Below are 26,241 nucleotides of genomic sequence, written 5' to 3' on the forward strand. Positions count from 1 at the left end.
AGATGAGACTTCCCACAGCGCAAGCTGGTAAGACCCCTCATAGACGATGAGGTTGATAGGTTCGGTGTGGAAGCGCGGTAACGCGTGGAGCTGACGAATACTAATCGGTCGAGGACTTATCCACACATTCTTAGCAATCATGCATATCTAGTTTTGAAGGTGCATATAATCACGGAGAGTTACCCAAGAGGCCGAAGGGGACGGTTTGCTAAACCGTTAGTATGCGCAAGCGTAGCGAGGGTTCGAATCCCTCACTCTCCGCCATTTTTATTTTGGCGGCGTAGCTCAGCTGGTTAGAGCGTTCGGTTCATACCCGAAAGGTCGGGGGTTCGATTCCCTCCACCGCTACCAAACTACATAAAAAATATGGCGGTCGTGGCGAAGGGGTTAACGCACCGGATTGTGGCTCCGGCACTCGTGGGTTCAAGTCCCATCGATCGCCCCATACAACACGGGAGTATAGCCAAGTGGTAAGGCACGGGTCTGCAAAACCCTTATCCCCGGTTCAAATCCGGGTACTCCCTCCATTTTAGTCCCAGTAGCTCAGCAGGATAGAGCAACGGCCTTCTAAGCCGTCGGTCGGGAGTTCGAATCTCTCCTGGGACGCCACGCCTTTTCAAAAGATATCCTCCTTAGGACGTTGTGGCGTCCGCAGGAGGTTTTTTTCGTAGAAGATAGCGCGTCTTTCAGGAGGCAATCAGAAACAAATGATAAGTCAAATGGCCTATTTCAAAAAAATAGCAAAAAAACTTCCACCCACATCTGGAAATATTTTGTCTAATTTGTCATAAATTATGTAAAAATACCACAGAATATGGCTCCCTTTCTGTTCGGAAAATGTGACGAAACGATGATATTTTTGTAGGGAGGCGCTTGTATTCTTTCAAAATTTTTGCGACATGTAACTTTCTTTTTCGACAAACGTATCTACTAGAAGACAGAGCAAAAAAACAATAGTTTGACAGGAAAAATATGGGCTGCATCTACTCGAAAACGATATTGACTTACGAAAATTGATTGTGTATACTCAAAAACGTACTTCGTGTCAACAGAAAAACACGAGTAAAATCAACGTTTATAGGCGGTCGTGGTGGAATTGGCAGACACACCATCTTGAGGGGGTGGCGGGGCGACCCGTGCGAGTTCGAGTCTCGCCGACCGCACCAATCCCGGAAGCAATCAGGAAGAAATGGAAACGAGTGTTTGTATTTTTCTAAATAGATGGAGCCTTTTTCGACAAGGGCTTTTTTTTCTGCCAACTGCGAAAGCACTGTCGAATAGAAAGAGAAAAAGGTGGGAAAGGTGATAGCAGTGCCTTATTTTTTCCCACTTTTGGGTCATTGCTTATGAATCGTATTTGATGTAAACTGCCAATTGAGAGAAAAACAATAGAGAAATGTTGGAAAAACAACACTACCTAAATTCAGATCAGACCCAATCTGGTTTAGGTCGAGGAGAAGAACCCATGAGTGTAATTAGAGAGATCATTGAGGGATTATTCATCGGATTTACTTCTGCGGTGGGCGTAATCGGCACATATCAAACACTAGTTTCTTGTGCAGGCCTGTTCCGCAAAAAAGAGCAAGTAACATCTGAGCCGCAAAAGACATTTGCTGTGCTCGTGGCGGCTCACAATGAGAGCGCCGTAATTGCTCCGCTTATTGAAAACCTGAAGAAACTCGACTATCCACGTGAAATGTACGACATCTTCGTCATTTGCGACAACTGTACAGATAACACGGCAGAAATTAGTCGGGCGCATGGTGCAATTGCATGTGAGCGTTTTGACACATCCAAGCGTGGGAAAGGCTACGGCATCGAATGGATGCTGGAGAACCTCTGGGCAAGACCTAAGCAATATGACGCTGTCGTCATGTTTGATGCTGACAACTTGGTTGAGAAAAACTTCCTGAAAGTAATGAATGACCGTCTCTGCAAAGGGGCGCGTGTGATTCAAGGTTACCTCGACTCCAAGAACCCGTTCGATTCCTGGATTACGCTGTCTTATGCGGTTACCTACTGGTTTACAAACCGTATGTGGCAACTGGCTCGTCACAATTTGGGACTGCCGAACACTTTGGGCGGAACTGGCTTGTGCATTGAGAGCAACCTGCTCAAAGAAATGGGCTGGGGAGCAACCAGTCTCACGGAAGACTTGGAATTTGCAACACGTTGTATCGAACGAGGTATTTACCCGACATGGGCACATGACACCAAGGTCTGGGATGAAAAACCGATTGACTTAAAATCGTCTATGCGCCAGCGTTTGCGTTGGATGCAAGGGCACTACGATGTGGCAGGACGCTATATTCGATCTGTCTTGTTTAATGGTATGAAGTCGAGAAAGCTGGGGATGCTTGATGCAGCCTTCTACCTCTTCCAACCGATGTATGTTCTGATGGTGACAATGATGTCGGTATTGTTCCTGGCAAGATTTTTTGATATCGGTACGTTTTCAACGGTATCCACGATCTTGCCAACATGGCTGGTATACGGTTCTACTGCCGTGTTCTACCTGTTGCCGATCTTGGCCCTCTATTTGGATAAAGTTCCGTGGAAGGGGTATTTCGGGCTCCTCTTGCTACCGTTCTTTTTCCTGACCTGGCTTCCGATTATGTTTTACGCGTTCTTTACGAAGAAAAACCAAGTGTGGAGTCATACCTCTCACACACGCGCGATTCGTATCGAGGAGATCCAGCAATAGTGACGTAAACAAGCAAAAACCACAGGGGGAATATTCACCTGTGGTTTTCCTATTATCTTAAAGTAGCGAGACCGTTGCCGAATTTGGTATAATGACGTGATCAAGCAAGTAGCGTTCGCCAACGGGATAAAGGCACCAGCGCCAGACGTAGCGGTGCCCATAGGAGGAAAACAGCAATGAAGCTCGCGACAGATATTCACAACAACGACGTCCCATTGTTGTGGGGCGATAAACGATACCATACATGGAATTATCATTTAAGAGGGACTTTTCACGAAAAGATTTTCAAGGTTCCATTGGATGGCGGTTTTAGCTGTCCGAATCGGGATGGGAAAGTAGCGACAGGCGGATGCACGTTTTGCAGCGCCAGAGGATCTGGAGATTTTGCTGGTGACCGCAGAATGGATTTGGAAAGACAGTTTCACGATGTGAAAAATCGCATGCACGAGAAATGGCCGCAAGCCAAGTATTTGGGCTTCTTCCAAGCGTATACGAATACGTATGCGCCCGTGGAGGAACTGCGGGAGATGTACGAAGTCATCCTCCAGCAAGAAGGTGTAGTCGGACTCTCCATTGCCACACGTCCTGACTGCCTGCCTGACGACGTTGTGGAGTATTTGGCTGAATTGAATGAGCGCACATATTTGTGGGTGGAGCTCGGACTCCAGACAGTCCATGAGCACACAGCCCAGTTAATCAATCGAGCACACGATTATCAATGCTACGTGGATGCTGTAAAGAGGTTGCGCAAGCACAACATACGTGTATGTTCTCATATCATCTACGGATTGCCCGGAGAGAGCCACGAAGAGATGATGCAGACGGCAGATGCTGTGGCACATCTGGATGTGCAGGGGATCAAAATACACCTGTTGCATCTGCTGCGCAAAACACCGATGGTGAAGCAGTACGAAGCAGGACTCTTGGAATTCCTGTCTCAGGAAGAGTACACGAAGCTTGTTGTGGATACATTGGAAATTTTACCTCCAGAGATGATCGTCCATCGAATCACAGGGGACGGACCACCTGATCTTTTGATTGGACCGATGTGGAGTCGCAAAAAGTGGGAAGTTCTGAATGGTATTGATGCAGAACTGAAAGCACGGAATAGCTGGCAAGGAAAGTTATTCGTTCCACGCACGTAAATTCATCGCAACAAAAAGGGAGCCATTTCTGGGCTCCCTTTCTTTTTATAGATTGCGAATCAGATTTCTCGCACGCTTCGGGTAATTGGTGATCAGACCATCTACCCCACAGTCAACGGCTCGCTGGATTTGCGGACCTGTATTTACCGTCCAGCTCAAAACTTCAAAATGACGCTGCTTTGCTTGTTTGACCAAATCCTCCGTCAATTGATCATAGGGGACGTGCAATTGATCAGCTCGATAGCGACTGGCTACTTCCCAAGGCTTGGCGAGTGGCCCAACATATAAAAGTCCCGTCGTTTGCGTGGCATCTAATTGCTTGATTCGTAAAAGGCTATCGAAGTTGAACGTTGAAATGATCGTTCGCTCTGTTAGCTGATATCGTCTGATTTGTTCGATGACGAGCTCCTCTAAGTGAGGTTGATCGAGGAAGAAATTTTTCATCTCGATGATAAAGCGCAGTGGTGTGTCTACAAATGACTGAAATACCTCCTGTAGGGTTGGAATGTGGGCTTTTGGTACTCGCATAGACGAGTCTTTATCCGCTCGTAGCTGACGCAGCTCACGCAATGTGTAATGACGCACCAAGCCAGAACCATTGGTCGTGCGCTCCAGGTTATGGTCATGAATGACGACCAGCTTATTGTCACTGCTGAGCTGAACATCTAATTCGATCCCATTGGCTTTTCGTCGGGCGGCTCCTTGAAACGATTCCATCGTATTTTCCGGAAACAGGCCGGAAGCGCCACGATGGGCATAAATAAGTGGGGGCACGAGGGCTTCCTCCCTTCTCGAGCGTGTCATTGCCTACTATCATGATATGTAAAGGGCCCCTCGATACGACCTGACATGAGAGGCATCTCCAGAAGTCTATCCGATTACGACGAGTACGATGACCAACAGGACAAAGAGGACAAGGATCAGGGCAAAATTGTTATGGCAACTCACAAAACACACCCTCCTTCTCGCACATGAAGCGTCTACTCTCATGGTATGAAGAAGAGGTAAATATGACCCAACAGAATGCCCACCTTCTGTTTTTTTGTGCATAAGGAACGCTTTTTTATACAGATTGGCAGATGACGGTATACCTTGTTTTGCTACAATGAGAGTAAGAGTATTGTAGGGGAGGGTGAAGACCGTGATAAATGTTGTAGGCGCACAGGATGCTGGCGACCTGATCATTGATCGACAAAATCGCCGCGTAAAGCTGCATGTGTATGAACCATCACAAATCGAGCAGTGGGATCGGGTCTTGAAGGAACTGGCCGAGGAGTCAGAGGCAACAAAAGTGATTGTGTACGGAAAGAAACAAGATGTTCCGCAATGGCAATCCCTGGGTTACGAGCTGGAGGGTACCATTGATGGTTTTTTTCAAGGGGAAAACGCACAGATGCTCACCTGCTATCTGACAAAAGAGCGGGCTACCTCTGGCGCAGAAAAACTTGCTGAGGAAATTCTTGCGTTGAGCCTGTCAAAAGCGGGGAGTATGATAGAAAAATCATTACCAGAGGGATACCACCTGCGTGAAGCAACGGAGGCAGACACGAAGGAATTGGCGTGTCTGTATGGACTGGTATTCGCGACGTATCCTACACCGATGAACGATCCGTCCTACATTCGCAAAACCATGCAAGAAGGGACCCTCTACTATGTCGTTGAATTTGACGGCAAGATTGCTTGTGCTGCGTCAGCAGAAGTATCCGAACGCTTTGGGTCAGCGGAAATGACGGATTGCGCGACCCATCCAGACCATGCGGGGAAAGGTCTCCTCCAACCGCTGTTTATCGCGTTGGAAAAAAGGATGGAGGAGGCAGGGATTTACTTTTTGTACACCTTGACCCGGGCACAATCGGCAGGCATGAATGTGACGGCTGCCAAAATGGGCTATGCATACCGCGGACGGCTAATTAACAATTGTACGATCTTTTCAGGTTATGAAGACATGAATATATGGGTTAAGCCACTTCGCCCGACGAGGGAATAACAGGCTACCTGTTTGTAGGATACAACTGCTGTTGCAGACGGCGGGCCATCAGGGCCAACTGAAGCTGCCAGCGTTGATGAGCATCCTCCAGGCGGTAGCCTGTTTTTTCTTCGATCTGGGTCAACCGGTACTTGAGCGTATGTCGATGGATATACAAGGCTTGCGACGTCTGAAGACCGTTTCCGTTCTGGGCTAAATACACCTCAAGTGTTTCGAGCAGCTGTTGATTATATTTCGTATCATAGCGAATCAATGGATCCAGCAATGGGTTCCACAGGCGGAGCAAGCTATCTTTTTCACGATGGTACGGAAACAAAAACTGATAGCCCTGCATATCCCGGTATCGCAAAATCTGCGGGGACTGGGCCAACAGCGGGTACGCTTGCAGAGCAAACATCGCTTCTTCGGAGGCAGTGACGACGTTTGGCAATTGCTCACAGGGATTGCTCAAGGCGATGTGTAGAGCAAAGTCAGGGTGCAGCCCTCTCCAGCGGGAAGTGAGCTGTTCCAAGAGGCGCAGGCTCGTCTGATCATCCGGCAAAATAAACAAGAGGCAATGTGGCCGCTCGCGCAGCAAATAAGAGCGCTGATGACGGTCGCTAAGCCTCCGCATCAACGTAATGACACTTTGATGCATGTCTCCGAGCATCGTTTGATCGGCTACCTCTACACGGACAGCGACGCAGAGATGATGTCCAGCAAGCGGGTACCCCAGCATGCGACAACGGCTCTCCAGCTCCGTGTGGGTCATCTGCTGCCCATTCAGCAACTCCTCCACAAAATCCCCTTTTAACCGCCATTCCGTTGCGGCTACCGCCCTTTCCTTTACATATTCGAGTGCACATAAAGTAGAGGCATGCTGTAGAGCGACGTCATCGAGCTCTTTCCAGGCCTGCTCGGGCTTCGTTAAAGTCAACGTGCCAAAATGCTCGCGATTGGCGCGAATCGGTACATGATGCGCGATTTCCTGGGACTGATCATGCGGCAGCGCTTCCGAACTGCCATGCTGTGTGACTTCAAAGCCTAGTGCATCTACGAGCGAAACGACCCCTCCCGTAAGTGCAGCGAGCTCGCCTGCGATGGCGGGAAGGCCTCCTTTAGACAGGGCAGCATCAATCATTCGGTTATGAATCGCCGAGGAATAGGCCAGCGTTTCAAATTGCCGATTCATGATCGGCTGCAAAATGGCTTTGGTAATAGTAGAAAAGTTTATCTCCGTAGGAATTTCAATCAATGGAAGTTGATACTGATCCGCCAAAGTCAAAAACGTCTCGGGAATTTCCCGTAAATAAAAGCCCGTATGAATCGCAACGCCACTCAGCTTTTGCTTTGCCAACGAAGGAATAAAAGAAGCGAGCTTTTCTGTATGCTCAGCCAGTCCAAAGCCGGTTGTAATCAAAAATTCGCCTTCCTGCAAGCGGCTCGTATCCTCCAGCACCTCGACAATTGTCACCCAACGAATCGGATTGTCCAGTCCGCCTGCTCCTGCGATCAGCCTGGTGTGAACCATGTCCGGCAGTTGCAGCGCTTCTCTTATCGTGATGGTCATCAGGTATCTCCTCCAAAAGCCTCGGTAAAGGTTCTCTTATACAAAATGTACAAAAGATTTTGTCTCTTTGCCATGTTTTTTTGCCAGCACGTAGGATGGCTCTTGCGTGCTGGTCAGCTAGGATAGAGGTAGAGAATAAGCGAGGTGGCGACGAAAATGACGAAAAGCTATGTAATCAAGCCTGAATTGGGCAAAGAGTATCCGGTTATTTCTCACGGAAAAGGTATCTATCTTTACGATAAAGAGGGGAATCGTTACATCGACGGTTCTAGTGGAGCGGTGACGGCAAGCATTGGTCACGGTGTAGAAGAAGTAGCTGAGGCGATGTATGCGCAAGCCAAGGAGGTTTCCTTCGTATACCGCTCGCATTTTAGCAGCGATGCCGTGGAGAAGCTGGCTGCAAAGCTGGCGGAGTGGGCACCAGGCTCACTGAACTGGACGTTTTTTGTCAGCAGTGGTTCGGAAGCAACCGAGACAGCACAAAAAATCGCGATCCAGTATTGGCAGGAAAAAGGAAGACCAACGAAAAATCGGATTATCTCCCGCTGGATGAGCTATCACGGGATTACAATGGGTGCGCTCTCGATGTCTGGACACGTCTTGCGCAGAAAGCGGTTCACCCCATTATTGGCTGACTATCCGGCGATCACAGGACCATATCCATATCGTAAACCGGAAGACATGTCCCTGGAATCGTATGCGCTTGCGTGTGCAGACGAGCTGGAGACCGCAATTTTGCGCGTAGGACCCGAGCAGGTAGCGGCATTCATTGCAGAGCCTGTCATCGGAGCTTCTGGGGGAGCGGTCGTGCCACCAGACGGTTACTTCCAGCGTATTCGCGAGATTTGTGATAAATATGAGGTTTTGTTTATCGCAGACGAAGTAATGACAGGAGTAGGTCGCACAGGAAAAGCGTTTGGGATCGACCATTGGGGCGTCGTGCCTGACCTGATGACATTGGGTAAAGGGATGAGTGCCGGTTACACGCCTATGGCTGCTACGATTGTCTCGGACGAAATCATTGAGACCATTACAAAAGGTAGCGGCTCGATTATGGCAGGACATACGTATAGTGCCAATCCACAATCTGCTGCTGTTTCTCTGGCTGTCCTCGACTATGTGGAGAAGCATCAGTTGGTCGACAAAGCAGCCGAACAAGGTGCCTATATGCTTGCCCGCCTAAAAGAACTGGCAGACGAGCTGCCGTTGATCGGAGATGCACGTGGTCTTGGCATGTTGTGCGCGCTGGAATTTGTGAAAAACAAGCAGACAAAAGAACCGTTTGCGCTTTCTCAAGGCGTAGGGGGGAAGGTCATTCAAAAAGCATTTGAAAAAGGCTTGCTTATTTATCCGGCAATGGGCGGAATCGAAGGGGTGGCAGGGGATGCTGTCATCATCTCACCTCCACTGACCATTACCACGGAGCAAATCGATGAACTGATATCTCTGCTGAAAGAAGCGGTGGTAGCTGTTCAGCAAGAGCTCCAAGACAAGGCACTGATCGGATAGAGAAGGAGGAACGAGGATGACAAATCGATTTGAAAAGGTCGTCTCCCTGTCCGAAGCGCTCACCCATTTTCGCGATGGGATGACGCTGTTGGCAGGGGGATTCGGTGGCGTAGGAAACCCGCCTACTTTAATACAGGGAATTTTGGATAGAGGTGTGCGTGATCTGACGCTGATCAGTAACGATACGGCTTTCCCGCATATCGGAATTGGCAAACTGGTAACCGAAAAGCGCGTCAAAAAAGTGATAGCTTCGCATATTGGCTCAAATCCGAACGCAGGGGCCCAAATGACAGCTGGGGAGCTGGAAGTAGAGTTCTGCCCGCAGGGGATACTTGCAGAGCGTGTACGGGCAGGTGGAGTCGGTCTGGGAGGCATTCTATCGGATGTCGGCATCGGGACGATCGCGGAAAAAGGAAAACAGAAGGTCGTTCTGGATGGAAAGGAATACTTGTTGGAGACACCGCTCACTGCCGAAGTGGCTATCGTACATGCGAAAAAAGCGGATCGCTTTGGCAATTTGGTGTTTGATACAAGTGCACGGAATTTCAATCCGTTAGTGGCGATGGCAGGTGACATTACCATCGTGGAAGCGGATGAGATAGTAGAGGTAGGCATGATCGACCCGGAAGAAATCGTCACCCCGGGCGTTTTCGTGAACCTTATTGTCCAAAGTGAAGGGGTGAACTGGCAATGGGCATGGGAGAAGTAAAAGAAACCGAGAGCTATCGTGAACGTATTGCCCGCCGCGCAGCATTAGAAGTGGAAGACGGCATGATCATTAACTTGGGAATCGGCATTCCAACGTTGGTTGCGGATTTTATTCCAGCGGAAAAACGAGTCATGTTTCACGCGGAGAATGGCATTCTTGGTACAGGACCAAGCCCTGCGAAAGGCGAGGAGAATGCCATGCTTTGCAATGCGGGCGGTTTTCCTGTCACGCTTGCCACAGGAGCTTCCTTTTTTGACAGTGCGACTGCTTTTGCCATCATTCGCCGTGGACTATTGGATATGACGATTTTAGGAGTCCTGGAAGTAAGCCAAAATGGAGACATTGCCAACTGGATCGTTCCAGGCAAACGTGTCCCTGGCATGGGTGGAGCTATGGAACTGGCACAAAAGGCCAAGAAGGTCATGGTTGTGACCACGCATCTGGATAAAAACGGACGTTCGAAAATCGTGCGGGAATGCTCACTGCCGTTAACCGCGACAAAAGCTGCGGATTTAATCATCACGGACATGGCAGTGATGGAGGTCATGCCAGATGGGTTGTATCTGCGAGAAGTCATGTATCCATACAGTGTCGCTGACGTGATTGGAGCAACGGAAGCCGAACTCAAGATGGACGGAGAGGTTGGCGTTTTCCGCTAAGCAAAGAAAAAACGATAGAACGGGGGAAAAACATGGCAAACTGGCAGGTGCGTATCCGGGAGCAATTGGAAAAAGATCGGGAAGCCGCTGTTCAACTGCTGCAGCAATGGGTAAAAAGCCCAAGCGTGCAAGGAGAAGAGCAATCCATTCAACAAAGCATTGCAGAACTTTTGGGGCAGATGGGGCTGGACGTTGACTTATGGGTCATGGAAGGCGAAGAGCTGGTGTCACATCCGTATTTTGTCTCCCCGCGTACGACGTTTGAAAGCAGCCCGAATGTCGTCGGTGTGTGGAAGGGGCAAGGAGATGGCCGTTCCATCATTCTGAACGGACATGTGGATGTAGTGCCAGCGGGCGATCTGGCACAGTGGAGCGATGATCCGTTTGGCGGGAAGGTTGAGGATGGCAAGCTTTACGGGCGTGGAGCAACCGACATGAAGGGTGGAAACTTATCTTCACTGTTGGCGATCCAGGTTCTACAGAAGTTGGGCGTGCAACTGAAAGGCGACGTCATTTTTCAGAGCGTCGTAGAAGAAGAAAGCGGCGGTGCAGGCACATTGGCGACGATCATTCGCGGGTACAAAGCGGATGCTGCCTTGATTCCAGAGCCGACCAATATGAAAATTTTCCCGAAGCAGCAAGGCTCCATGTGGTTCAGATTAACGGTTAAAGGTCGTTCTGCTCACGGAGGGACTCGCTACGAGGGAGTCAGCGCCATCGAAAAGAGCATGCTCGTCGTTCAAGCCATTGGACAATTGGAAAAAGAGCGTAACGATCGACTCGACGATCCACTCTATGCCAAGCTGCCTATTCCGATCCCGATTAATCTGGGGGTGATTGAGGGTGGCAAGTGGCCTTCGTCTGTAGCGGACCTCGTCAAGCTGGAAGGAAGGATGGGGGTTGCCCCAGGAGAACAGATGGACGATGCCAAAGCAGAAATGGCGGCAGCACTCAAAAAGCTGGCAGAGGTCGATCCGTGGTTTGCAGAGCAACCTGTTGAGCTGGAGTGGTTCGGAGCTCGTTGGGTACCGGGAGCAGTGGAGCTCGATCATCCGTTGATGGATATTTTGCAAGCGCAGTTTGAAGCTGTGACAGGAGATCGTGCCATTGTGGAAGCATCGCCTTGGGGTACAGACGGCGGTTTGCTGACGGCTTTGGCCAATACGCCAGCGATTGTGGTCGGACCTGGAGTCACACAGGTTGCACACTATCCGAATGAATTCATCGTTTTGGATGAGGTATTCCGTTGTGCTGAGATCTTTGCGCTTACGTTACTGGAATGGTGCGGTGTGGCTGAAAGTGTGAAAGAGTAAAGATATCCAAATATTTCAAAATCGAGACAGGAAGGCACGCGTATGAGGGAGAATGATTGGAAGGTGAACACCAATCAATGAGAGTGGGGATATGCCGATGAAAAAAACATGCTTTATCGGGGGAGCGTGGGTGCCAGCCACTACTCATGCACCACTGTTCTCTCCATGTACGGGTCAAGAGATTGCACAAATTTCGCAAGCAGACTCATCATTGGTTGAAAAGGCAATTGCTGCGGCCCACGAAGCGACTGCCGACATGCGGCGCCTTCCTGCTTATCAACGCGCCTTCCTGCTTGAAAAAATCTCGATTTTAATGAATGAACGTTTGGAGGAAGCGGCGCGAATCATCGCAATAGAAGCGGGGAAACCAATCAAAACAGCTCGCGGAGAAGTGATTCGAACCATTCAGACGTATAAGTTTGCGGCAGAGGAAGCCAAACGCCTCCACGGAGAAACCGTACCACTCGATGCAGCGATCGGAGGAGAAGGACGCTTGGCTTATACCGTGCGTGAACCACTGGGAGTGATCGGAGCCATTACACCCTTTCCTTTTCCGATGAATCTCGTCGCCCATAAGGTCGGGCCTGCTCTCGCTGCTGGCAATACCGTTGTTATCAAGCCAGCTTCGCAGACACCGCTTAGCGCATTGTTTCTGGCAGAGCTCGCAGAGCAAGCGGGTGTACCTGCTGGCGCCCTCAATGTGATCACGGGAAGTGGGGCGAGCGTTGGCGATCAAATCGTGTCTGATCCGAGAGTCAGGGCGGTGACCTTTACAGGGAGTCCAAGTGTTGGGCTGGATATACGCAATCGAGCAGGTATGAAAAGAGTCATGCTCGAGTTGGGATCGAATTCGGCAGTGATCGTTGATCGTGATGTGCAGCTGAGTGAAGTGATTCCTCGATGCGTTTTTGGTGGCTTTGCCTACTCAGGGCAGGTATGTATCTCCGTGCAAAGAATTTATGTGGTGAAAGAGATCTATCAAGATTTCGTCCAGCGTTTTGTTGAACAAACACGAGCACTTCGCGGTGGTGATTCGCTCTCTGAGGACGCAGACTATTCGGCCATGATCAATTCGCGCGAAACTGAACGAGCGATGGAGTGGATTCATGAGGCACTCCTTCAGGGGGGACGTTTGGAGTGTGGGGGACAGATCGTGGATCGGATGCTTCAACCTACGGTGTTGACGGGTGTTCCGGCAGATGCAAAAGTATCTTGTCAGGAAATATTCGGCCCTGTCGTGCTGATAAATCCAGTGGATTCGGTCCGGCATGGCATTACGTTGGTCAACGATTCACGCTACGGATTACAGGCTGGTGTCTATACCAACAATCTGTCGTTGGCTCTGGAAGCGGCAGATGAGCTGCGTGTGGGCGGTGTGATGGTGAATGATATTCCGACTTTTCGGGTGGACCATATGCCCTTCGGTGGCGTAAAGGAGAGTGGACTTGGTCGGGAAGGGGTCAAATACGCGATAGAAGAAATGACGGAATTGAAACTCGTTTCCATCAAGCGATAAAGGAAATGGAGAAAGAGCTCTTGCAAAGAATAGTAGAGCTGTGATATAGTTTATATTGTTGAAATACGGAGGGATACCGAAGTGGTCATAACGGGGCGGTCTTGAAAACCGTTAGAGTGCAAGCTCACGCGGGTTCGAATCCTGCTCCCTCCGCCATAAATACAAATGAACCGACTCCAGTTGAAAAGCTGGGGTCTTTTTTATGGTCGAGAGCTTTGAGAGTAAGTTGTCGTTTCTTTTTTGTGAAAATATCAGAAAATAAAGAAAACTATTATATAATGGAGAGGAGACTATAAGTGATGGGGGAATATGCATGCTCGAAGCGCAAAGGGTTCGTAGAAATGCACTTGGCGATATTTTGCGAAGAAGTCGTGGACGAAATCCTGATAAGCCTGCCCTGTACTTTGAGGAAGAAGTATTGACCTACACGCAGCTTGATCAGTTTGCGAACAAGACCGCTCATTTGCTTCTTTCCAAAGGCTTGCAAAAAGGGGAGCGGGTAGCAGTATTGTCACGCAACTCAATGGATTTTGCGATTCTGAACTTTGGGCTAGCGAAAGCAGGAGCTATCATGGTGCCGATCAACTTTATGTTGAATAAGGAAGATGTCGCTTATATTTTCGGTCATGCGGAAGTGAGTGCTTGCTTCGCAGCTCCCGAATTCATGCAGCTCGCTCAAGACGGACTCCAATTAGCTGGAATTTCCCCTAAGCTGCTTTCCCTCATGTCCAAACCAGCAGTTCAAGCAGGGGAATGGTTGCCTTTTCGCACGCTGATTGAAGCAGCAGACGATCATGAGCCCGAAGTCGACATCGTGGACGAAGATGTTGTGCAGATTTTGTATACCAGCGGAACGGAGTCAAAGCCCAAGGGTGTTATGCTCACTCATAAAAGCATTATCTCCGAATATGTCAGCACGATTATCGAAGGCGGGATGACGCAGGATGATGTGGCTGTTCACGCACTACCCTTGTTTCATAGCGCGCAGCTTCACTGCTTTTTGGGACCATATGTGTACCTGGGTGGAAGCGGCATTATTTTGGAACAGGCAACCCCTGCGCTGATGCTACAGACGGTAGAGACGTATAAGGCCACCCAGTTGTTTTGCCCGCCAACTGTATGGATTGCTTTACTGCGTTCTCCCGATTTTGCCGCGCGTAATTTGAGTTCTTTGCAAAAGTGCTACTATGGTGCAGCAATCATGCCAATAGAAGTGTTAAAAGAGCTCAGTCAACGCCTCCCGAATGCACAGTTTTACAATTTTTACGGACAGACGGAAGTGGCGCCATTAGCAACTGTTTTACCACCGAAGGATCAGATGAGAAAAGCAGGCTCTGCAGGCAAGCCAGCGTTAAATGTGGAGACAAAAATCGTCGATGATGACGGGAAGGAAGTCCCTCGTGGGAGTGTTGGTGAAATTGTACACAGGACCAGTCACGCGATGCTGGGGTATTTCCGTGATGAGGAAAAGACACAGGCTGCCTTCCAGGGAGGGTGGTTTCACAGCGGGGATTTAGGCATCATGGATGACGAAGGCTATATTACGGTCGTTGATCGGAAAAAAGATATGATTAAATCGGGTGGAGAGAACGTAGCAAGCAGGGAGGTTGAGGAGCTTATTTATCAACATCCGAAAGTGTCTGAGGTCGCCGTGATCGGCGTTCCTCATCCGTTCTGGATCGAAGCAGTGACGGCCGTTGTTGTGCCGAAAGCGGGTGAGTTACTGACTGCTGACGAGATGCTTGCTTTTTGCAAAGAACGTCTTTCCTCCTTCAAAGCACCTAAATATGTAGTGATTGCTGATAATCTACCCAGAAACCCCAGCGGCAAAATCTTGAAAAGAGAGTTGCGCCTCCGATACGAAACACTGACGACTTAGCCAGTCACAAGGTATAAAGCTTCAGAAAAGCCCGCTCTTTCAGGGAGCGGGCTTTTTGCTGTTTAATTATTTTACATTGGAAACAGTCGGGCGATCGGCTTGAATGACTTCAAAACGATAGCCTTTTTCTTTCAGGTACGAGATGATTCCGGGGAGAGCTTGAGCTGTTGGCGATTTGGTGCTTGAATCATGCATCAAGACAACGATTTCTTTTTGTGACTTTACTTGCTGCTTTATATTTGCCAGTGCTTGCGTGGCTGTGTATTTGTTGCTCCTCGCATCGCCGTTTGTTATATTCCAGTCGATAAACGTATAGCCACGTTGTTTCGCCTCTGCTTTGATCGCATGCATGACTGTTTGTTCCTTGTTATAACGTTTGGGATCTTGATATTTCAAACTGACGGTATTCGTACTGCCACCTGGATAGCGGAATACGGTTGGTTTTATGCCGGTTGCTTTTTCAATCATTTGGCTGCCTTTTTCCACGTCAGCAAAAAAGCTTTCCATATTTTTGTAAACAAGCTGATAATTATGGGAATACGAATGTCCTCCCACCGCATGTCCTTCAGCTACAATCCTTTTGAGAATGGCCTCATGACCAGCTACCTCACGACCCACAATAAAGAAGGTGGCTTTGACCTGATGCGCTTTCAGCGTATCCAAAACGTGCGGAGTTACAGGAGAGGGTCCATCGTCAAAGGTTAAGTAAGCGATCTTCTCAGAAGACTTCGGTGTCTGAGGGATCGGTTTTGTAGCAGGTTCAGGCTTCTTCGTTTGATTGGTGGTTCCTTTGTTATTGCCAGGCTGCAGTGGAGTCGGTGTCTCTGGTTTTGCAGGCTTGGATGGTTTCAGTTGTTCTGGTTGCTTTGGCTGCTTCTGTTGAAGCGGCTGCATCGGAATAAACGGTTCATTGCCATAGATCAAATATTTTTGACGCAGCTCAACAAATTTCTTCAGATCCGCTTCATAGGAAGAAACAATCTCCTGCGGGGATTTGCCTTGCTCGAGAAGCAGCGCGATTTTGTTGGTACCCATTACCTTGTCGAACATGGAGATTTGCATACTCGTACTTTTTGGCATAGGGAATGGTTGTAATTGCTTGGCATATGCCAGCGCGTAAATACCTGTTTTTACCGGGTTAAACTGATATGGATCGTTGATCTGAAGACGTACTCCCCCTGCCGTTCCTTTATTCTCAGGAATAAAGATGACGCCAGGTAGAAGACTTCCATTTAACAGATCAGCGTACTTGTGCGAGTCTAGACCCTCTGCCCCGATCCAAGTGAAATGGTCGCCTTGACGAATGGGGGTACCCTCACCCAAACCGGTTGCCATATAACCGAAAACCGAGTTCAAGCTAGGAATGTGCGGAGAACTCGGAATCCAGGCCAAACCTGTCTGTTGATAAATCATGTTGCGTGTATACCCTTGCATCGGAATGACGGTAAGATCTACACCGATGGTACGGTTGAAAAACAAGGCCAGCTCTCCGATGGTCATGCCATGTGCAAGCGGGAGGGTATCCACTCCAATAAAAGAGCGGTATGGCAGTTCAACTACAGGACCCTCGACAATCGTTCCACCGAGAGGATTCGGTCGATCCAGTACCATTACTTCTTTTCCTTGTTCTTTTGCAGCTGTCATGGCATATTGCAAGGTAGATATGTACGTGTAGGTTCTCGATCCGATATCCTGCAAATCAACGAGAAGAATATCAATGTCTTTCAGCATTTCTGGTGTCGGCTTGCGGGTTGATCCAGACAAGCCATAGACGGGAATAGCGTAGACGGGATGAACAAAGCTCGTTACTTGTTTTCCTGCGACCGTTTTTCCGTCGAGGCCGTGTTCAGGTGCAAAGAGAGCGGTTAAATGGACGGAGCGATCTCGTCGTAACATGTCGATCGTGCTAACCATTTGACTGTTCTGACCTGTTTGATTCGTAATCAACCCGACTTTTTTGCCTTCAATGAGATGGTGGAACTGATTGAACAGTACATCACTTCCCAATTGGATGGCAGTCGTATTGGCGGAGCTTCCTACTGGAGGAATTAAAGTTAAGATAAGTGCCAGGATGAGGAAAGGGAGAAATTTGTTCATCATTCATTGCCTCTTTCAAGATAAAATACTGTCGCTTCTTGTCTATTGTAACGGTTTTGCAATGCAAGATGGTTGCATTTTTGTAACAATTTGAAATTAGGTCAAAAGGAGCAGAAAAAGGTAACGGAAAAGGGGAGGGGTATTAGGAAGAAATGTTCTTTTGAAAGGGAGTCTACAGGAAAATCTTGAAACAGCCCTCATCCTATAGTAGATTAAGAATCGTGTGAACCTTTTTGGAAATGGAGTGAATGTTTTGCTGAAAAAAGTAACCTCATTACTGCTAGCGATTGCCTTGGTACCAATGGCAGCGTTTTCTGCAGCGGCAGCGACTGCACCTGGAGCACCTAAAGCCGTACAGAATGCTGTTAAGGTGGAGTACAATAAAAAACAAATTGCGTTTCCTGACCAAGCACCTATTATCACCCAAGGGCGGACATTGGTTCCGATTCGTCCGATTGCAGAGAGTCTTGGATTTGAAGTGAAATGGAATGAACAAACGCGTACCGTGACCATCAACAAAGGAAAAGATAATATCAGATTGGTGGTTACTCAAAAAATTGCCAACAAAAATGGACAAACCATCAACCTCGACGTGCCTGCACAGATTGTGAACAAGCGTACTGTAGTACCCGTTCGTTTCATCGCGGAAGCTCTGAGCTACAAGGTTGAATGGGATCCGAAGACACAAACGGTATTGATTGCGGATAATGTGAACCCTAATCAAGTTGGTCAACAGGAAAAGCCAAAAGATCCAGCAAAGCCTGGAACAGACGAGAAAAAACCCGATACACAAGTATCATTGTTCGATAAAGAGAGTATTGAAGGTAAAAAAGTGAATGTCTTTGCTTATTATCAAGTTACCGGGAAGGTTGAAGCAGACTCAGAAGTTGTCGTCATCCTAGGAGATGACACATATGAGGTTACAGTAAATAAGGATGGCACCTTCAAGTTCCAACTCGAAGGTGATCATGATGGTATTCGTAGCTTCACTTTAAAAGCAGAAAAAGATGGAAAACAAGATACAGTAGATGGTGAGTTTATCGCTCAGTAAGGTAGCTACTTCCTGAGTAAGAACACCTCCTGCACATCACACTAAGTGCAAGGAGGTGTTTTTGTTATGAGACGAATAAGTAGGAGTATCATTACAGTACTCCTGTTTGCCGGCTTGCTGACAGGGTGTTCCCCTAACAAAGAACAGGGCACCGAAGATCAGAACGGAAATCAGGCCAAATTTGAATCTCTCGGGATTAACTTCCAGAATGATAACGTCGGTAGGGACAAAGGACCGGCAGCCATGATTAGCCAAAAGAGGGTTCATCAGCGAGAACCGCAGCTTGTGACGTCCTTGGAGGGGCATGCGGAAAAGCTGCCCGGTGTAGCTGATATCAAGGTGTTAGCGTACAAGGATAACTTGATTGTAGGTGTGCTGCCAGTCGATACACCAAAGCCTGACGAAGTCAATCCGCGGACGTCGATCCCGTATACGCCTGGAAAAATTGTACGAGTCGATAATGGACATCCAGATTCGCTGCACAGACGTGTTGTGAATCGGATGAGGTCAAGTTTACAGGCAGAAACACGCTTCAACATTTTGTATGTGTCTACCAATCGCGCTGTTTATGACCGAATCGCAGATTTGCATTCACGAATTACGAACGCAGAGCACATCAGTGACGAGGAATTTCAAGTCCTGTTAAATGATATTGGATATACTGTTATTGGATATAATTTAGTGGATTGAAAGAGCACCACCTGGACTCCCGGGTGGGCTTTTTGTCGATTAAGGGTCAAACGGCAGGAGAATAGTTAGAAATGGGGAAATAGTCAAAGAAGAGCAGGAGAACGGCAAGGAGTGCACATTGTATGATTCCAATCCACATCCCAATATCCAAAATAACTCCTCCAGGACAGAAGCCGTATGTCTTACGGAGACCTGCATTGGCAAAAAAATTACGATTGTTGAAATATACGCAGCTTTGTCTCATACATGCAGGGACAGGCTACGGCAAAACGACTTCTTTGGCTACATTTTTACATGATGATGCACTGGCTTCGTCCTGGTATACCATTCAGGATGGAGACGATGCCCTTCTTGCATTTGTCATCTGTCTCGTCGAAAGCGTTCGTCAGGTTCATTCTGATTTTGGACAGGTATTGCGAGAGCAACTCAAACGTATCACAGAGCAAAGTCAGGTGCCCTCCCTGGACAGTAAGGTACTGGTTGACTGGTTTGTCGGGGAGTGTGTACAGCTCCAGGCTGACCACATAGTTGTTTTGGACGATTACCAACGAATTGAGAATGGCAGTGAAGTTGATCGATTTGTTCAACGGTTAGCCGAGGCTCTTCCACAAAAGGTCAAGCTGGTTATTTTAACGCGTTCCCGACCGAAATGGTCCAATCTCGACTTGTTGTCCGCCAGAGGGGAGTGTCTGGAACTTACAACAAATGACCTTTCTTTTACGCTGGAGGAGAGTGAGGCCTTTTATTCAGATCAATACGACATCACACTGTCCGAAGACGATTGGGGCCGAGTCGAAGAAGTGGCGCAAGGCTGGGTGATGGCGCTGCGCACTTTTGGTGAAATGGTAACGAGGGGGCAGACGGTATCAGATAGTCTGCGTGAATTATCCCGATTGCTGCACTTGCTGGAAGTAGAAGTCTGGACACAGTTGGATGCACGTATGCAGGGCTTCTTGTTGAAGGCAGCTGTTCTCGAACAATTCGATTTGGAGGATTGCAAGCAAGTACTTGGGGAAGGATGCATGGAGCACCTGTTGGAAGCCCAGCGTTGTAATCTTTTTCTTCATGTCCAAACAGGATCTCATTATTTCTTTCATCCACTTTTCCAGCGTCTCCTGTCTAGCAAGCTGGCTGGGAATCAAGCGACATATGTGCAGGTCAATCAAAAGGCTGCAGGTTGGTACAGACGTAAAGGGGACGAGGCAAAAGCTTTTGGGCGGTTGCGTCTTGTCGAACAGTGGGAGGTGCTGGGCGAATGGCTGTGCCAAGCATCGGAAAGGTTGCTGCAAGCAGGGAAGCTGGACTTTTTATATGAGTGGATTATGCTGTTACCAGATCACATCAAGTGTGAACAGCATTGGCTGTTGTTTTATCAGGGCGAAGTAGAACGCTATCGCTGTCTATATGCGAAGGCCTTTTCTTCTTATGAGCAATTTTTGAAACAATGTGAACAAAAGCAAGATCAAATCGGATTGTGTCGAGGGCTGGAAGGGCAAGCACGCGTTCATCTCGACAGCGTACAAGGCGTCCGGGCAGAAGAACTGCTTAAAAGAGCGATTCAACTCTTGCCCCCATTTGAACAGGAGAATGAGATGGCGCCGAGGCTGTATCGCTTGTTGGCAGAGATTTATACAAATCGCGGAGATGCCAAACAGGCGTCTGCTTGGTATGAACGGAGTCAGGAATTAGAGCAGCAGACGGAGGTTGAGCTGGAATCGCGCCTGTTGTTTCGTACTGGCCGACTACAGTCCTCCATTCAGCTGTTGGAGAGTAAGTGGCAGGTAGAACAGAGGAAGCATCCTCCCTTGACCAGATCGTATCGGGAGACCTCTTTGCTCCTATCTTTTGTGTATGCATTGAATGGCGAATGGGAGCGAGGGTGGGAAGCAGCAGAAACTGCCATACAACTCGGACGTGCAGCGCATTCCCCTTTTGTAGAGGCGAATGGTTATGTTCGAAAAGCCCATGCGGCCCTCATCAGTCAAACATTGCCTACGGACGAGATTCGCCAGCTTTATGAAAAAGGTTTGCAAATCATGGAGGAGCTCCAGTCGACACGGGGAAAGTCAGAAACGCTTCTGGGACTAACTTTGCTTCATGCAAGAGAAAAGGCACTCGACCAAGCGCTTTTATATGGCAACAGGGGGATACAAGAGACAGAGGCAATGCGCGACGACTGGTTAGGCAGTCTTGTACGCATGGCGATTGGAATTGCTTATGCCAAATACGGGAAAGAAGAGGAAGCATGGGCTACCTTTATCGATTGTGCCGACCGACTCAGTCACTGCGGGGACAGCTACAGCGTCGTCATTTGTCAACTGTGGCTGAGCTTCTTGGCTTATCGCAAGAAACAATGGGATTTGTTCGTACCTGCAGTGACGCAAGCACTGTCCTTGATGAAGTCCGGTGAATATTCATTCCTTTTGCAGAGGCCTACCCTACTTACACCGCATGATGTACAGCAGCTTATGCCAATTCTGATTGAGGCAGAGCGCCGCAAGGTATCACCGGATTACGTCTCTCAACTTTTAAATGATTTGGGCTTGCAAAACGTGACTTTCCACCCCGGGTATACCCTTCGTATTCAGACGCTTGGTGCTTTCCGTGTATGGCTGGGAGAGCGGGAACTGAGCGAAAAGGCATGGCAGCGTGGGACGGCCAAGCTGCTGTTTCAGCTTTTATTGACGAAGAGACATCATTTATTAGCCCGGGAAGAAATCATGAACCGGCTATGGCCAGACAGTATTGAAGAAGCGGCAATTCGTGATTTTAAAGTATCGTTGAATGCGTTGAACAAAGCCCTCGAGCCAGATCGTGCGGCCAGAACGGACACATTTTTCATTCAACGCCATGGCAGCTCTTACGGTTTCAATCTGGCATCGGGCTACCATATGGACGTCGAGGAGTTCGAGAAGCTCGTTACACTGGGCTTGGCAGAGTCTGATCCGCGTCAGGGGGCCATCCTTTTGGAAAAAGGGCTTGCGTATTACTTGGGTGATTACATGCCGGAATGCCGTTATGAGGATTGGTGTGTAGAAGAGCGTGAGAGAGTGCAGGCGCTGTTTTTACGCGGAGCAGAGAGGGTAGCCAAAATCATGCTAGAGGACGGGCAATTGGAAAAAACGATCCGCTGGTGTGAGGCGATTTTGCGAGTGGACGATTGCTGGGAGGAGGCGTACCGCTTACTTATGACTGCGTATTATCAGCAAAATAATCGGACACAGGCAATCCGCTGGTATGAAAAATGTGTAGTAAAACTAAAGGAGAACCTAGGTGTCGCACCAATGCCTGCAACCATGGAGACTTACCTTCAAATTATAGAGTCGTAAAAGATCGCCCACAAAGCGATCTTTTTTTGTACATAGAGCAATGGCTGCTTGACAAAACTAGGAAGTATTCGTAATATAATCTTTGTACTGACCGGTCAGTTCAAAAAATCGAAAGGGGACAGGAGTGATGGCACCATCAAAAAAAGATCAAATTGCAAACGGAGCTTTAACCGCATTTGCCCAATTGGGTTATAGCGAAACGACCATGGATGCAATCGCGGAAATGGCACAGGTGGCAAAAGGAACACTCTATTATCACTTTTCCACAAAGGAAGAGCTGTTTTTGTACGTGATAGAAAAAGGCGTGAAGATGCTGATTTACCATGTAGATCATGTGATGCAGAATGAAGAGCTTTCCTTGGAGGATCGCATTCTGAATGTGTTGGATGAGCATCTTCGCTTCTTTTCCGAGAATCAAGATTTGTGTTTCCTGTTGCTGAGTGCCTTTTCAGGAGATGGACAGCGCGACAGGATGGTTGGCAATCTGCTAGGTGGCTATTTCAGCACGATGGAGTCTCACATGCTGGAACTGCAGAAGCAAGGGTATATCCGGGCGGATATCGATATTCGCACACTTGCTTCCTCGTTGTTTGGCATGGTTGGTTTTACTGTACTACGCAAGCAGTTTCGCAAAGAGCCAGTCAACAGTGCCGCAGATAAACAGACGCTTCGTTATATGCTTTCAGGAATGTTTCAAAATAACGTCTAGAGAAACGTAAAACAAGAGGAGAAGACAGATGAACAAACGTGCATGGATCGGTGTAGGTAGCTTTGTAGTTAGCATTGCAGTACTTGGAACTGTATTGTTTGGTTCAAATGTGAGTAGCATGGCAGGTCAGAATACAACGAAATTAGCAGGTGTAATCGAGGGAACAGAGGTAGACCTCTCTTTTAAAATGGGCGGTTCCATCGAACAGCTCTCCTTAAAAGAAGGAGACGAAGTAAAGGCAGGTCAAGTAGTTGCCACGCTAAGCAGCGCGGAAATCCTTGCGAAGAAAGAACAGGCTGAGGCTGCTTACAAGCTCTCACTCGTCAGACTTGATCAGGCAAAAAAAGGAGTATCAGTGACGGATAACTCCAGCAATGCTCAAGTCGACCAAGCAAAAGCAGCAGTAAACTCGGCGCAAGCGCAGCTTGACGCGAACAAAAATGGAGCGCGTTCGGAAGAAATTACACAGCTCAAAGCGAAATTACAAGCAGCACAAACTGCGAATCAAATTGCCGCGACGAATTTGGAACGAATGAAAAAATTAATGGCGGAAGGCGCCGTTCCACAAGTGAAAGTGGAAGAGGCGCAGATGCAAGCAGATAAAGCCCAAGCGGAGTTTAAAGCAGCAGAAGAGCAGTTGAAAATGGCTCAAACTGGATCGCGCAAAGAGCAAGTCGATGCCGCACAAGCACAACTGGATCAAGCAAAAGCTGCATACAACCAAGCGGTAGCAGGGAGAGGTCAAGTAGGCTTGAAGGAGCTGGATGTTAAATCCGCAGAAGCGAACGTCATGCAGGCAAAAGGTGCACTGGCAGAAATGGAAGCCTATGTGAACAACACCAAGCTGACAGCTCCAGTAGACGGTATTGTAAAATCAGTAGCTGTTCAAAAGGGAGAGCTGGTTTCGCAAGGCTTCACCGTCTTGACGATCCAAACGAAATCAGACAACTATGTCAAATTTTATGTAAATGAATACATGCTTGCGAATGTGAAAACAGGCGATCAAGTGAAATTGTTTGTCCCAGCCCTGAACAGAGAAGTAGACGCCAAAGTGGTTACTGTAGCTCCTGCTGCTGACTTTGCCGTGAAAAAAGCGACACAAGAACTCGGTGATCGTGACATTCGTTCCTTCCAGGTGAAGCTGCTGGTGTCCGATCCGGAATTGCGTCCAGGTCTGACGGTTGAGTGGCAACTTGAAGGAGCTGGTAATGGTGAATAGTTTCTCTCACCTATTTTGGAGCGAATGGAAAAATCTTTTTGCAAACAAAACCATTCGCAATATTCTCTTCCTCGTTCCGCTGATTTATTTGACGATGTTCGGCTTTCTGTACAGTGAGAAAAAAGTAATGGAGATCCCCACTGTGATGGTGGATGCCGATCAAACCGAATTGAGTCGTGAGCTCTATCGCGCCTTTGAGGTCGATCATACATTTCGGATCACGTCGATTGTAGGAACAGAAGAAGAAGCAATGAAATTGGTTGACAAGGGCGAAGCAAACATCGCCCTGATCATTCCTGCTGGACTAGAAAAGGATGTGAAGGCTGGGAGAGAGGCAGAGGTATTGACTGTTATCGACGGCAGTAACATCATGATTTCGAATACGGCAGTTCGAGCAGCAAATACAGCGATTAAGTCTGTTTCAGCAGGAACCACGCTGAAGAAGATGGAAGCACTCGGCGGCTGGGGAGAAGAAGGGAAAAACATGTTTACGGGTATCGACTATCGATACAGAGTGTTGTACAACCCGACCTTCAGCTACCTGTCCTTCATGGTATTCGGTCTTGCAGGTACAGTGCTTCAACAAGTGCTGTTTCTCGGAATCGTATTGTCGGTTGCCCAACAAAAAGAAGAGGGTACCTGGAAGGATACACTCTCTCGCCATGGTTTCTTTGCAATCACAGCGAGCAAATTATTGCCGTACTTTCTGGCGGGAACCCTCAACATGTTCCTGGCGTTTACACTGATGTTAAAAGGTTTCGATATCCCTTATTACGGAAGCACATTTGACCTAATGCTACTGGCTACCATGTTTAACTTGGCGGTATTGGCTATCGGTTATGCCATCTCCTTTGTATCCAGCAGCCAGCTCCAAGCTACACAGATCGGGATGATGATTGCCGTACCTTCTTTCATGCTATCGGGTTATACATGGCCACTGATGTCGATGCCAACAGGGATTGCTGCAATTGCAAAATCTTTGCCACTGACCTATTTCCTGGATGGTGTCAGAGAAATTTTGACGAAGGGCCACGGGCTGTCAACAGTCATGGACGACTTTATGGTTCTCGGCTTCATGACACTCATCGGGTTGTTCGCAGCCTATGTGATTTATTTGTTGCAGATAAGGAAAATGAAGGGGAAAGTTAGAGAACAAACGGCTGTAGAAATATGAGAATTTGGCTGCGCCAGAGCTATGGCGTAGCCTTTTTTTACTTACATGCAACTTGTTTGGCAGTCAGGCTGTATAAAAATAACCCTTGTGTAATAAATAATCCTTCCTTTATACTTATTATAAAAAAGGCAGATTCTTCAACACTAGGGGGACTTTATGTCAGCGACTCATCTAAAGCAATTGTGCGAGGAGACGTACACCAAGTTGAAAAAGGTCAGCATGGAAGTGGAACGTTTTTTGAATCAGGTCACATTATCTGCTCTAGTATCTGCGTCAGGTGATCCTGAAGAATTTGAAACGTATTATCGTAACTATCTTTCCGACTTGCGCCACCTTTTGGTCTACTGCGAAAATGCATACGAAAGGCTGGGAGTATCACTCCGACGCGCACGATTCCATGAGGAGTTTGCCGAGGAAGTATTGTATCAGGTCTACCATACCTGTATAAATAACTTCTACTATCCAAAAGGTGAGGTCTACGAAGAAGATGGGCGGTTGGCCTATACAGGTCAGGACTGTATCATTTTCCGCAAGCAGGTAGTCCCTGAGTTGCAGGAGTTGACCTTGTCCCTGGCCAGAGTGTTCGAACAGATGCGTAATGATCTTCAATATTATGAGACAGACTACATTGCGAAAAAAAGTATGCAAATAGAAAAAGCACAGGCCTAAAAAGCCTGTGTTTTTCTTTGGTTTCCCAATCAGGGATGAACCCTGATGGAAGTCCTATTATTTATAAAAGTGTAGCGTAATGGATAATGGCTGTGTACATTATGCTTCGAAGTACTCACTTTTCTCCTCATCAAAAGAGAGGGGAGAGTTCATGAGAAAAAAACGAATTTCCTCAATGCTTAATCCCATTTTTCGTGCTGTAAGGATTAGATCGATCCATTCCTTATCCAGGAGATCTTTAGGAGACGGAGTGGTTTTCATGTTAGTTCCCCTTATACCCTCCTTTTGTAAAAACAAATAAAATACCCAAAAAATGGTTGGAAAAAGATAGGA

Annotated in this window: 21 protein-coding genes, 7 tRNA genes and 1 rRNA gene; 24 read left to right on the forward strand and 5 right to left on the reverse strand. The window is 47.9% G+C overall.

What is annotated here, in order from left to right; genetic code table 11:
- The 9 genes from M3630_RS07025 to mnmL all read left to right on the forward strand — a co-directional run.
- Positions 1 to 124 (forward strand): 23S ribosomal RNA (locus M3630_RS07025); the annotation flags it as partial.
- A 49-nt stretch (positions 125 to 173) separates the two neighbouring features.
- Positions 174 to 264: transfer RNA gene (locus M3630_RS07030), tRNA-Ser, on the forward strand.
- Between the two features lie 10 nt (positions 265 to 274).
- Positions 275 to 351: transfer RNA gene (locus M3630_RS07035), tRNA-Met, on the forward strand.
- Between the two features lie 18 nt (positions 352 to 369).
- Positions 370 to 445: transfer RNA gene (locus M3630_RS07040), tRNA-His, on the forward strand.
- Positions 446 to 453: 8 nt separating this feature from the next.
- Positions 454 to 527 (forward strand) — tRNA-Cys (locus M3630_RS07045).
- A 5-nt stretch (positions 528 to 532) separates the two neighbouring features.
- A tRNA-Arg gene (locus M3630_RS07050) sits at positions 533 to 609 on the forward strand.
- Positions 610 to 1,081: 472 nt separating this feature from the next.
- Positions 1,082 to 1,166 (forward strand) — tRNA-Leu (locus tag M3630_RS07055).
- Positions 1,167 to 1,465: 299 nt separating this feature from the next.
- A complete protein-coding gene (locus M3630_RS07060; RefSeq protein ID WP_173609818.1) occupies positions 1,466 to 2,704 on the forward strand; it encodes a glycosyltransferase family 2 protein in 1,239 nt (412 codons plus the stop codon).
- 176 nt (positions 2,705 to 2,880) lie between these two features.
- On the forward strand, positions 2,881 to 3,849 hold the full coding sequence (gene mnmL / locus M3630_RS07065; protein ID WP_251251675.1) for a tRNA modification radical SAM protein MnmL/YtqA: 969 nt from the start codon (positions 2,881 to 2,883) through the stop codon (positions 3,847 to 3,849).
- Between the two features lie 45 nt (positions 3,850 to 3,894).
- On the opposite strand, the gene M3630_RS07070 is transcribed toward mnmL, so the two are convergent.
- Both M3630_RS07070 and M3630_RS31125 read right to left on the reverse strand, forming a co-directional pair.
- On the reverse strand, positions 3,895 to 4,623 hold the full coding sequence (locus tag M3630_RS07070; RefSeq protein WP_251251676.1) for a glycerophosphodiester phosphodiesterase: 729 nt from the start codon (positions 4,621 to 4,623) through the stop codon (positions 3,895 to 3,897).
- A gap of 96 nt (positions 4,624 to 4,719) precedes the next feature.
- On the reverse strand, positions 4,720 to 5,034 hold the full coding sequence (locus M3630_RS31125; RefSeq protein ID WP_353057218.1) for a YjcZ family sporulation protein: 315 nt from the start codon (positions 5,032 to 5,034) through the stop codon (positions 4,720 to 4,722).
- On the opposite strand from M3630_RS31125, the gene ablB reads away from it, so the two are divergent.
- Positions 4,982 to 5,836, forward strand: a complete 855-nt coding sequence (gene ablB / locus M3630_RS07075) for a putative beta-lysine N-acetyltransferase (protein WP_251251677.1) — start codon at positions 4,982 to 4,984, stop codon at positions 5,834 to 5,836. The genes M3630_RS31125 and ablB overlap by 53 nt on opposite strands.
- A 4-nt stretch (positions 5,837 to 5,840) precedes the next feature.
- Here the strand turns inward: ablB and M3630_RS07080 are convergent, their stop codons facing one another.
- Positions 5,841 to 7,385 carry a PucR family transcriptional regulator gene (locus tag M3630_RS07080; RefSeq protein WP_251251678.1) on the reverse strand — a complete coding sequence of 515 codons (1,545 nt, stop codon included), beginning with the start codon at positions 7,383 to 7,385 and terminating at the stop codon, positions 5,841 to 5,843.
- Between the two features lie 156 nt (positions 7,386 to 7,541).
- On the opposite strand from M3630_RS07080, the gene M3630_RS07085 reads away from it, so the two are divergent.
- From M3630_RS07085 to M3630_RS07115, 7 genes are all read left to right on the forward strand, one after another.
- Positions 7,542 to 8,894 carry an aspartate aminotransferase family protein gene (locus M3630_RS07085; protein WP_251251679.1) on the forward strand — a complete coding sequence of 451 codons (1,353 nt, stop codon included), beginning with the start codon at positions 7,542 to 7,544 and terminating at the stop codon, positions 8,892 to 8,894.
- A 16-nt stretch (positions 8,895 to 8,910) separates the two neighbouring features.
- On the forward strand, positions 8,911 to 9,603 hold the full coding sequence (locus tag M3630_RS07090) for a 3-oxoacid CoA-transferase subunit A (RefSeq protein WP_106782451.1): 693 nt from the start codon (positions 8,911 to 8,913) through the stop codon (positions 9,601 to 9,603).
- Positions 9,585 to 10,262, forward strand: a complete 678-nt coding sequence (locus tag M3630_RS07095) for a 3-oxoacid CoA-transferase subunit B (protein WP_012685801.1) — start codon at positions 9,585 to 9,587, stop codon at positions 10,260 to 10,262. Before M3630_RS07090 ends, M3630_RS07095 begins: the two co-directional genes overlap by 19 nt.
- 32 nt (positions 10,263 to 10,294) lie before the next feature.
- Positions 10,295 to 11,575 (forward strand): peptidase, encoded by a 1,281-nt coding sequence (locus M3630_RS07100; RefSeq protein ID WP_251251680.1) that lies wholly within the window; start codon positions 10,295 to 10,297, stop codon positions 11,573 to 11,575.
- A 97-nt stretch (positions 11,576 to 11,672) separates the two neighbouring features.
- Positions 11,673 to 13,091, forward strand: a complete 1,419-nt coding sequence (locus tag M3630_RS07105) for an aldehyde dehydrogenase family protein (RefSeq protein WP_251251681.1) — start codon at positions 11,673 to 11,675, stop codon at positions 13,089 to 13,091.
- Positions 13,092 to 13,158: 67 nt separating this feature from the next.
- Positions 13,159 to 13,247: transfer RNA gene (locus M3630_RS07110), tRNA-Ser, on the forward strand.
- 157 nt (positions 13,248 to 13,404) lie between these two features.
- A complete protein-coding gene (locus tag M3630_RS07115; protein ID WP_251251682.1) occupies positions 13,405 to 14,970 on the forward strand; it encodes an acyl-CoA synthetase in 1,566 nt (521 codons plus the stop codon).
- Between the two features lie 66 nt (positions 14,971 to 15,036).
- Here M3630_RS07115 and M3630_RS07120 read toward each other — a convergent pair whose 3' ends face one another.
- On the reverse strand, positions 15,037 to 17,067 hold the full coding sequence (locus M3630_RS07120; protein WP_251251951.1) for an exo-beta-N-acetylmuramidase NamZ domain-containing protein: 2,031 nt from the start codon (positions 17,065 to 17,067) through the stop codon (positions 15,037 to 15,039).
- A gap of 223 nt (positions 17,068 to 17,290) precedes the next feature.
- Between M3630_RS07120 and M3630_RS07125 the strand changes: the two genes are divergently transcribed.
- The 7 genes from M3630_RS07125 (at position 17,291) to M3630_RS07155 (ending at position 25,908) form a co-directional block, all read left to right on the forward strand.
- Complete coding sequence (locus tag M3630_RS07125) at positions 17,291 to 18,118, forward strand: copper amine oxidase N-terminal domain-containing protein (RefSeq protein WP_353057219.1); 828 nt, start codon at positions 17,291 to 17,293, stop codon at positions 18,116 to 18,118.
- A 66-nt stretch (positions 18,119 to 18,184) separates the two neighbouring features.
- On the forward strand, positions 18,185 to 18,808 hold the full coding sequence (locus M3630_RS07130; RefSeq protein ID WP_251251684.1) for a YhcN/YlaJ family sporulation lipoprotein: 624 nt from the start codon (positions 18,185 to 18,187) through the stop codon (positions 18,806 to 18,808).
- Positions 18,809 to 18,930: 122 nt separating this feature from the next.
- A complete protein-coding gene (locus M3630_RS07135; protein WP_353057220.1) occupies positions 18,931 to 22,137 on the forward strand; it encodes an ATP-binding protein in 3,207 nt (1,068 codons plus the stop codon).
- Positions 22,138 to 22,264: 127 nt separating this feature from the next.
- On the forward strand, positions 22,265 to 22,846 hold the full coding sequence (locus tag M3630_RS07140; protein ID WP_173609804.1) for a TetR/AcrR family transcriptional regulator: 582 nt from the start codon (positions 22,265 to 22,267) through the stop codon (positions 22,844 to 22,846).
- Positions 22,847 to 22,874: 28 nt separating this feature from the next.
- On the forward strand, positions 22,875 to 24,065 hold the full coding sequence (locus M3630_RS07145; RefSeq protein ID WP_251251686.1) for an HlyD family secretion protein: 1,191 nt from the start codon (positions 22,875 to 22,877) through the stop codon (positions 24,063 to 24,065).
- Entirely contained in the window at positions 24,055 to 25,239 is a 1,185-nt protein-coding gene (locus M3630_RS07150; RefSeq protein WP_173609802.1) for an ABC transporter permease, read from the forward strand. Before M3630_RS07145 ends, M3630_RS07150 begins: the two co-directional genes overlap by 11 nt.
- A 156-nt stretch (positions 25,240 to 25,395) precedes the next feature.
- Positions 25,396 to 25,908, forward strand: coding sequence for a DUF3907 family protein (locus M3630_RS07155; protein ID WP_221867239.1), 513 nt, complete (start codon positions 25,396 to 25,398; stop codon positions 25,906 to 25,908).
- Positions 25,909 to 26,007: 99 nt separating this feature from the next.
- On the opposite strand, the gene M3630_RS07160 is transcribed toward M3630_RS07155, so the two are convergent.
- Positions 26,008 to 26,169: an anti-repressor SinI family protein gene (locus tag M3630_RS07160; protein WP_173609800.1), complete on the reverse strand. Its 162-nt coding sequence runs from the start codon at positions 26,167 to 26,169 to the stop codon at positions 26,008 to 26,010.
- Between the last annotated feature and the right edge of the window lie 72 nt (positions 26,170 to 26,241).

Origin of the sequence: Brevibacillus sp. MER 51 (genome assembly GCF_023714195.1) — a bacterium.
Taxonomy (GTDB): Bacteria; Bacillota; Bacilli; order Brevibacillales; family Brevibacillaceae; genus Brevibacillus.

Bases quoted from the DNA above. Each gene is read 5' to 3' on its own strand.
- M3630_RS07095 (WP_012685801.1), top strand. From the start codon at position 9,585: ATGGGCATGGGAGAAGTAAAAGAAACCGAGAGCTATCGTGAACGTATT.
- M3630_RS07140 (WP_173609804.1), top strand. From the start codon at position 22,265: ATGGCACCATCAAAAAAAGATCAAATTGCAAACGGAGCTTTAACCGCA.
- M3630_RS07105 (WP_251251681.1), top strand. From the start codon at position 11,673: ATGAAAAAAACATGCTTTATCGGGGGAGCGTGGGTGCCAGCCACTACT.
- M3630_RS07155 (WP_221867239.1), top strand. From the start codon at position 25,396: ATGTCAGCGACTCATCTAAAGCAATTGTGCGAGGAGACGTACACCAAG.
- M3630_RS07120 (WP_251251951.1), bottom strand. From the start codon at position 17,067: ATGAACAAATTTCTCCCTTTCCTCATCCTGGCACTTATCTTAACTTTA.
- mnmL (WP_251251675.1), top strand. From the start codon at position 2,881: ATGAAGCTCGCGACAGATATTCACAACAACGACGTCCCATTGTTGTGG.
- M3630_RS07150 (WP_173609802.1), top strand. From the start codon at position 24,055: ATGGTGAATAGTTTCTCTCACCTATTTTGGAGCGAATGGAAAAATCTT.
- M3630_RS07060 (WP_173609818.1), top strand. From the start codon at position 1,466: ATGAGTGTAATTAGAGAGATCATTGAGGGATTATTCATCGGATTTACT.
- M3630_RS07100 (WP_251251680.1), top strand. From the start codon at position 10,295: ATGGCAAACTGGCAGGTGCGTATCCGGGAGCAATTGGAAAAAGATCGG.
- M3630_RS07135 (WP_353057220.1), top strand. From the start codon at position 18,931: ATGATTCCAATCCACATCCCAATATCCAAAATAACTCCTCCAGGACAG.
- M3630_RS31125 (WP_353057218.1), bottom strand. From the start codon at position 5,034: ATGATCAGGTCGCCAGCATCCTGTGCGCCTACAACATTTATCACGGTC.
- M3630_RS07160 (WP_173609800.1), bottom strand. From the start codon at position 26,169: ATGAAAACCACTCCGTCTCCTAAAGATCTCCTGGATAAGGAATGGATC.
- M3630_RS07145 (WP_251251686.1), top strand. From the start codon at position 22,875: ATGAACAAACGTGCATGGATCGGTGTAGGTAGCTTTGTAGTTAGCATT.
- M3630_RS07115 (WP_251251682.1), top strand. From the start codon at position 13,405: ATGCTCGAAGCGCAAAGGGTTCGTAGAAATGCACTTGGCGATATTTTG.
- M3630_RS07090 (WP_106782451.1), top strand. From the start codon at position 8,911: ATGACAAATCGATTTGAAAAGGTCGTCTCCCTGTCCGAAGCGCTCACC.
- M3630_RS07085 (WP_251251679.1), top strand. From the start codon at position 7,542: ATGACGAAAAGCTATGTAATCAAGCCTGAATTGGGCAAAGAGTATCCG.
- M3630_RS07080 (WP_251251678.1), bottom strand. From the start codon at position 7,385: ATGACCATCACGATAAGAGAAGCGCTGCAACTGCCGGACATGGTTCAC.
- M3630_RS07130 (WP_251251684.1), top strand. From the start codon at position 18,185: ATGAGACGAATAAGTAGGAGTATCATTACAGTACTCCTGTTTGCCGGC.